Origin of the sequence: Micromonospora sp. NPDC049366, from assembly GCF_044466625.1 — a bacterium.
Taxonomy (GTDB): Bacteria; Actinomycetota; Actinomycetes; order Mycobacteriales; family Micromonosporaceae; genus Micromonospora.
On sequence record NZ_JBITMV010000033.1, the window covers coordinates 22,683 to 28,741 of the forward strand.

At 73.1% G+C, this 6,059-nt stretch carries 5 protein-coding genes and 1 pseudogene; 3 read left to right on the forward strand and 3 right to left on the reverse strand.

Features of this window, described 5'->3' with window-relative positions; genetic code table 11:
* Positions 1–732: 732 nt before the first annotated feature.
* A pseudogene (locus tag ACIBTV_RS30105) lies at positions 733–1,452 on the reverse strand (serine/threonine-protein kinase); the annotation flags it as partial.
* Positions 1,453–1,546: 94 nt separating this feature from the next.
* Between ACIBTV_RS30105 and ACIBTV_RS30110 the strand changes: the two are divergent.
* The gene (locus ACIBTV_RS30110) at positions 1,547–2,317 is read left to right on the forward strand and encodes an SMI1/KNR4 family protein (protein ID WP_396710346.1); all 771 of its coding nucleotides are present in this window, start codon (positions 1,547–1,549) and stop codon (positions 2,315–2,317) included.
* A 102-nt stretch (positions 2,318–2,419) separates the two neighbouring features.
* Here the strand turns inward: ACIBTV_RS30110 and ACIBTV_RS30115 are convergent, their stop codons facing one another.
* On the reverse strand, positions 2,420–3,034 hold the full coding sequence (locus tag ACIBTV_RS30115) for a dihydrofolate reductase family protein (RefSeq protein WP_396710347.1): 615 nt from the start codon (positions 3,032–3,034) through the stop codon (positions 2,420–2,422).
* A gap of 229 nt (positions 3,035–3,263) precedes the next feature.
* On the opposite strand from ACIBTV_RS30115, the gene ACIBTV_RS30120 reads away from it, so the two are divergent.
* On the forward strand, positions 3,264–4,298 hold the full coding sequence (locus ACIBTV_RS30120) for an LLM class flavin-dependent oxidoreductase (protein WP_396710349.1): 1,035 nt from the start codon (positions 3,264–3,266) through the stop codon (positions 4,296–4,298).
* A 128-nt stretch (positions 4,299–4,426) separates the two neighbouring features.
* Positions 4,427–4,888 carry a heme-degrading domain-containing protein gene (locus ACIBTV_RS30125; protein WP_396710351.1) on the forward strand — a complete coding sequence of 154 codons (462 nt, stop codon included), beginning with the start codon at positions 4,427–4,429 and terminating at the stop codon, positions 4,886–4,888.
* 55 nt (positions 4,889–4,943) lie between these two features.
* Here ACIBTV_RS30125 and ACIBTV_RS30130 read toward each other — a convergent pair whose 3' ends face one another.
* Positions 4,944–5,702 (reverse strand): hypothetical protein, encoded by a 759-nt coding sequence (locus tag ACIBTV_RS30130; RefSeq protein WP_396710353.1) that lies wholly within the window; start codon positions 5,700–5,702, stop codon positions 4,944–4,946.
* Between the last annotated feature and the right edge of the window lie 357 nt (positions 5,703–6,059).

The following is a 6,059-nucleotide window of genomic DNA, read 5'->3' on the forward strand; positions in this document are numbered from 1 at the left end:
GGCTCCTCGGTCGGCTCCGTCGTCGGCTCGTCGGAGGGCTCGTCGGACGGTTCGGGGGCGCTGCGGGTGGTGGACGGCGACGCCGCCGGTCCGCTCGGCGGGGCGGACGGGGTGCGTGCCGGTGCGGACGTCGGCCGCGCGGACCTGGTGACGTCCGGATCGGCGGAGCCGCCGCGGACGCCCTCGGGTGTGCCGCGGCCCGGGTCTTCGCCTACCGGGCGTCCGGACGGGGAGCTGACGCCGGGCGACGACGGCACGCCGGAGTGGCCGGGCCTCCACCCGGCGGGGTCGGCGAGCACGACGGCGGCCACGGCGGTGGCCAGGGCGACGGCCGCGAGACCGATGATCAAGCGGCGTCGGCCGGGGGCCCGCCCGGGCGGGGCGCCACTCCCCCGCTCCCCCTCGGCGGGCGCCAGGTTCCGGGTCATCGGCGCGGCGTTTCCGGCCGCACCGAGCACCCCTGTCGCCGCGAGGGTCGCCGCCTCCCGCCCGTGCGCCCGGGGGGGCGGGGGGGGGCGCCGGGGGGGGGCCCCCCCCCCCCCGCGGCCCGCCCCGGCGGAGGGGGTCGCCGCCCGCCCCCCCCCCCCCCGGCGCGCGCGGGGGCCCCCCCCCCCCCCGGGCCGGGGGGGGGGGGGCCCCCCCGGCGGGGCCCCCCCCCCCCCCGGCGGACGGGAATCGATGCTCAGGGTCCCGGGCCATGGCCGTGGCGACCAGGTCACGAACCGCCGGGGGGACGTCGTCGGGCAGCGGCGGCGGCGCCTCCTCCAGCCGGCGCACCGCCACGGCGATCGGGTTGTCACCGGGGAACGGCGGGTGGCCGGCCAGGCAGTGGTACGCGACGGCACCGAGCGCGTAGACGTCCACGGCCGGTGTCACCGTCTGGCGGGACAGCTGCTCCGGCGCCATGTAGAGGGCGGTGCCCAGCACCTGGTTCGTGGCGGTCAGGCTGGTCGCCTCCGAGGAGACCGCGATACCGAAGTCGACGAGCACGACGTGCCCGTCCGGCTCGATGATGAGGTTGCCCGGCTTCACATCGCGGTGCACCACGCCGACGTCGTGGGCGGCCTGCAGGGCCCGGCCGGTCTGCGCGACGATCGACACCGTCTCCGCCACGCTCAGCCGGCCCGCCTCGGCGATGCGCGCGGACAGGGGCTGCCCGCCAACGTACGCCATGACGATGTAGGCGAGCCGCCGGCCGTCGGGCTGGTCGGCCTCGCCGTAGTCGTAGACGTCCGCCACCCCGGGGTGGCGCAGCGCCGCCATCGCGCGCGCCTCACGCCGGAAGCGTTCCCCGGCGCTGGACTCCGCGCTGACGTGGGCGCGCATCAGCTTCACCGCGACGGGCCGGTTCAGGGTCTCGTCCTCGGCGCGCCACACCTCGCCCATGCCCCCGCCGGCGATCCGGCCGGCCAGGCGGTAGCGGTCGCCGATGAGGTCTCCGACGTCTGGCATTCGCCTCTCCTACCCGGACCGCCCGCCGTCTACGCCCGGGGTCGGGTGCCCCACAATGGTGGGCGCGTGACTCGCCGCGCTCCGGCGGCCGAGCATGATCGGTGAGGGGTGCGCCATCGACGGCTCCGACACGGTCACCCTGTGGCGGCCCACCGGGCAGGCCGAGCTCGACCTCGTGGCGGCGTCCGGGTGGCGTGCCTGGCCACCGCGTCTGCCGGAGCAGCCGATCTTCTACCCGGTGCTCAACCGCTGGTACGCGACGAAGATCGCCCGGGAGTGGAACGTCCCCGCCGAGGGGGTGGGCTACGTGACCCGGTTCGACGTCCAGCGTTCCTACCTGGAGCGTCACGAGGTCCGCCAGGCCGGCGGCCGGGACGTGCGGGAGTACTGGATCCCCGCCGAGGAGCTGGCCGACCTCAACGCCCACATCGTCGGCGCGATCGTCGAGGAGGCCGACTACCGCGGCCCGGTCGCCGACCAGGAGTTCACCGAGGCCGAGGAGGCCCTGGGCCGGCCACTGCCGGACGCGTGGCGTCGCTATCTGCAGGGTGCGTCGTGGTTCCGGCGCGGCTGGATGGCGAGCGGCACGTACGTCTGGCTCAACTCGCCGAGCGAGATGGTCGAGGTGCATGACGCCTGGGACGACGGCACCGGCGCCCACCCCGGGATCGCGGTCATCGGCGACAACGGCTCGCGCGAACAGTTCGTGCTCGACCTGCGCGACGAATCCGCGCCCGTGCTGCTGGTCGACATCTCCAGCGACGGATGGGACAGCGCCATCCGGCAGGCGGACACCGTCGGGGAGTTCATCGACCGCGTCGACGCGGGCACCTTCGCGATCGATCACGCTGCTTCAGGGATGTAGCGGCCTCAACGGCGTACGGATGCCACTACATCCCTGATCGAGCGACATCATGCAGCCACCGTCGCCGTACCGACCCGGTCGGGGCCGGTGTGCGCCTGCGGGTCAGTTCCCGGCGGGCACCTGCTCCTTGACGTCGTCGTAGCCGACCTTCCCGGGCGCGGAGGCCGGCGTGTAGATCACCCGGATCACGCCGGTCGGGAACGATTCGGTCGCCGTCACGGCCAGGTGGTACGGGGTGTCGCCCTCGTCGAACAGCTTGCGACCCTTGCGCGCCGCCACCGGGTGCACGAGCAGGCGCAGCTCGTCGAGCAGCCCGGCGGCCAGCAGCTGCTGCACCACGGAGATCGACCCGGGGATGAGGATGCCCCGGATGCCGGCGTCGGCCTTCAGCGCGGCGACGGCGTCGACGAGGTCGCCGTCGATCACCTCCGAGTTGCGCCAGGTGAACTGCCGCGGCTGACGGGTGACGACGACCTTGCGCATGTCGCCGAGCTGCTTGGCGAAGGGGGCATCGTCCCCGCCGGCCGCCTCCCGGTCCGGCCAGGCGCCGGCGAAGCTGTCGTACGTCTCGCGCCCGATGAGCAGCACGTCGGCCGCGTTGTAGTCCTCCGTGACGGCGCGGCCCATGTTGTCGTCGAAGTAGGGGAAGTGCCAGTCGGGGTCGATCTCGGCGACGCCGTCGGCGGAGATGAACAGAGTGGAGATGACCTTTGCCATCGGTGGATCCCTTCGCGTCCGGGGGTGGTGTCGCGGGGTAGACCGGCGCATCATCGCAAACTCATCGGTCAATCAGGGGCCCCGTGGCGGAGAGTCGGACGTCCGGGTCGGAAAAGTGCCGTTCCCCACGGCCGTGAACGGGAATGCGGGGCCCCGGGAGCGCCGTTGCAGGGCCGGAGGCCGCCGGACGAACGGGGCGGCCGGGCGCATCGAGGCCAGGAGGAACGACATGGCGAGCGAGCTGGAATTCGGGCTGCACAGCTTCGGCGACGTCACCGTCGACGCGAAGGGCACGAGACTTCCCTTCGCGCGGGTGATCCGCAACGTGGTCGAGCAGGCCGTCCTCGCCGACCGGCTCGGTGTCGACGCCATCGGCCTCGGCGAGCACCACCGCGACGACTACGCGATCTCCGCCCCGGAGATCGTGCTCGCCGCGATCGCCGGGCAGACCGAGCGCATCCGGCTCGGCACCGCGGTCACCGTGTTGAGCTCCGACGATCCGGTACGCGTGTTCGAGCGGTTCGCCACCCTCGACGCGGTCTCCCAGGGACGCGCCGAGATCATGCTCGGCCGGGGCTCGTTCACCGAGTCGTTCCCGCTGTTCGGCTACGACCTCGCCGACTACGAGCGGCTCTTCGAGGAGAAGCTCGAACTGATGGCCCGGTTGCTGGACGAGGAGCCGGTGACCTGGCAGGGCACCGTACGCGCCCCGCTGAAGCAGCAGCAGGTCTACCCGAAGACGGAGTCCGGCCGGATCCGCACCTGGGTGGGCGTCGGCGGCAGCCCGCAGTCGGTGGTCCGCGCCGCCCGGCTCGGCTTCCCGCTGGCGCTGGCGGTCATCGGCGGCGAGCCGGCCCGGTTCGCCCCCTACGTCGAGCTGTACCACCGGGCCCTCGACCAGTTCGGGCAGGAGCGTCTTCCGGTCACCGCGCACGTGCCCGGCTTCGTCGCCGACACCGACACCGAGGCCGTCGACCTGCTCTGGCCGCACGCCCGCGACCTGCTGAACCGCCTCGGCCGTGAACGTGGTTGGCCGCCCATGAACCGGGCCCGCTTCGAGGCCGACATCGCCGACGGGGCGTGGCACGTCGGCTCACCGGAGACGGTCGCGCGCAAGATCGCGAAGACGGTGCAAGCGCTCGGGCTGCAGCGCATCGACCTCAAGTACGCCAACGGCTCGATGGCACACGAGCACCTCGTGAACGCCGTCGAGCTGTACGGCACGACGGTGATCCCCCGGGTTCGGGAGCTGCTCGCCGAGTGAGCGCGGGCGGCGCACCGCGGGTGTGGCGCCGCCCCGCGCCCAGCCCACGCGGCACACCCCGGGGCCGGGCCGGCGTCGGCTCTGTTTAGATCGTCGGTGACGATCGAGGAAGGGAGCGGCACGCCGTGATGTCAGAGCTGCAGGAGCAGGAGGAACGCCTCCAGTTCGACCGCTTCGACCACGACGACGCCTGGGAGCTGGGCAGTCGTCTGGTCGGGATGGCCCGGGAGCGGAACCTCTCCGTCACGGTCGACATCCGGCTCGGCGACCAGCAACTCTTCCACTGCGCGCTGCCCGGCACCACCGCCGACAACGACGACTGGATCGAGCGCAAGATCCGGGTCGTACGCCGGTTCGGGCACAGCTCCTACCTGGTCGGCCAGAGCTACCGCGACCGTGGCACCACCTTCGAGCAGCAACCCCACCTCGACCCCGCCCGGTACGCGGCGCACGGCGGCTGCTTCCCGATCATCCTGCGGGGCACCGGCCCGGTCGGCACCGTCACCGTGTCCGGCCTGCCGCAGCTCGACGACCACCGCCTCGTCGTCGAGGCCCTCGGTCTCTTCCTGGCGGCCAAGCGCGCCGGCTGACGGTCGTCGGGCCGCCGCCGGGAGACCGCCGGAGGGCGGGCACCCCGAGCCACGCTCAGGTGGCGTCGGAGTTCCCGCCCTGGTCGCCCCGTCGGCTGGTCGACTGCCCGAAGAAGTAGCCGAGGATGATCAGGAAGGCGCTCGACACGATCTCGCTGACCGGCAGCTTCGCGAACATCGCGACGAGCAGCGCGACGGTCAGGGACACGAGGAGGAGACCGCCCACCAGGGTCGCCACCGACTCCCGCTCCAGGAAGGACTTGTAGACGCGGGACCTGCGCTCCAGGATCTCGACCTTCAGTCGGGCCTGGGCCTCGGACTCGGCCCGCTTCACCTGTTCCAGTTCCTTGTCGAGCTCCTCCGACATCGCCTTCTGCTGGTCGCTCTCCCGCTCCAACGCGGTGAGCAGGTCCTCCCGTACGGAAGGGTCGGCGACCTTCTCCGCGACCACCTCGCGGAGGTTGTCGAGGTGGCGTTGCGGTCGGAGCTGCGCGAGCCGGTCGAGGATGTCCTGCTTGCGCTCCAGGAGGATCGGCAGCGGCCCGACCACGACGTGCGCCTCGGCGGGGCTCTGCGCCACCACGACGCCGGTCCCGGCGGTCAGCTTGAGGTTCAGCGGCCCGCCGAAGGCGGACGGATTGGCGATGACCTCGTTGATGCGGGCCAACGAGGCCTCCAACGCGTCGAGGTCCTGCGCGGCGATGTCGTCGCGCCCCAGTCGCATCGGCGCCAGGAGGGGTTCGTACACCTGGCGCGCGACGGACAGCAGATCTGCGGTGACGCCCCCGAAGGCGCGGTAACCGGCTAGCCCCACGGATGCCTCCCATCGGTCGGCCTGAGCCGACCGCCCGGTGTCGGCTCAGGGGCAGTCAACAACCCTCCGCTGCCGCGCCGGGCGGGCCGTCGGATTCCCGACGCCCGCCGGGACACATTCGCGCCGTCCAGCCACTCGCGGTCGTTGCCCCGCCGCGGAACACCGCCGTTCGGGGGACACCTGCTCGCCGAACGGCCCCGCACCACGCCCCGCCCCCGGGAGCCCCCGCCGACGCTGGCGTGGGGCTCCGGGAGCGTACGCCTAGGCCGTGTCTCCTGGATCATGGCTTGGGTCGGTCCGGTTTCGCGCGTAGCCAGATGAGGATGTCGGCGATCTGCACAGTGGCGCGGTAGCGGC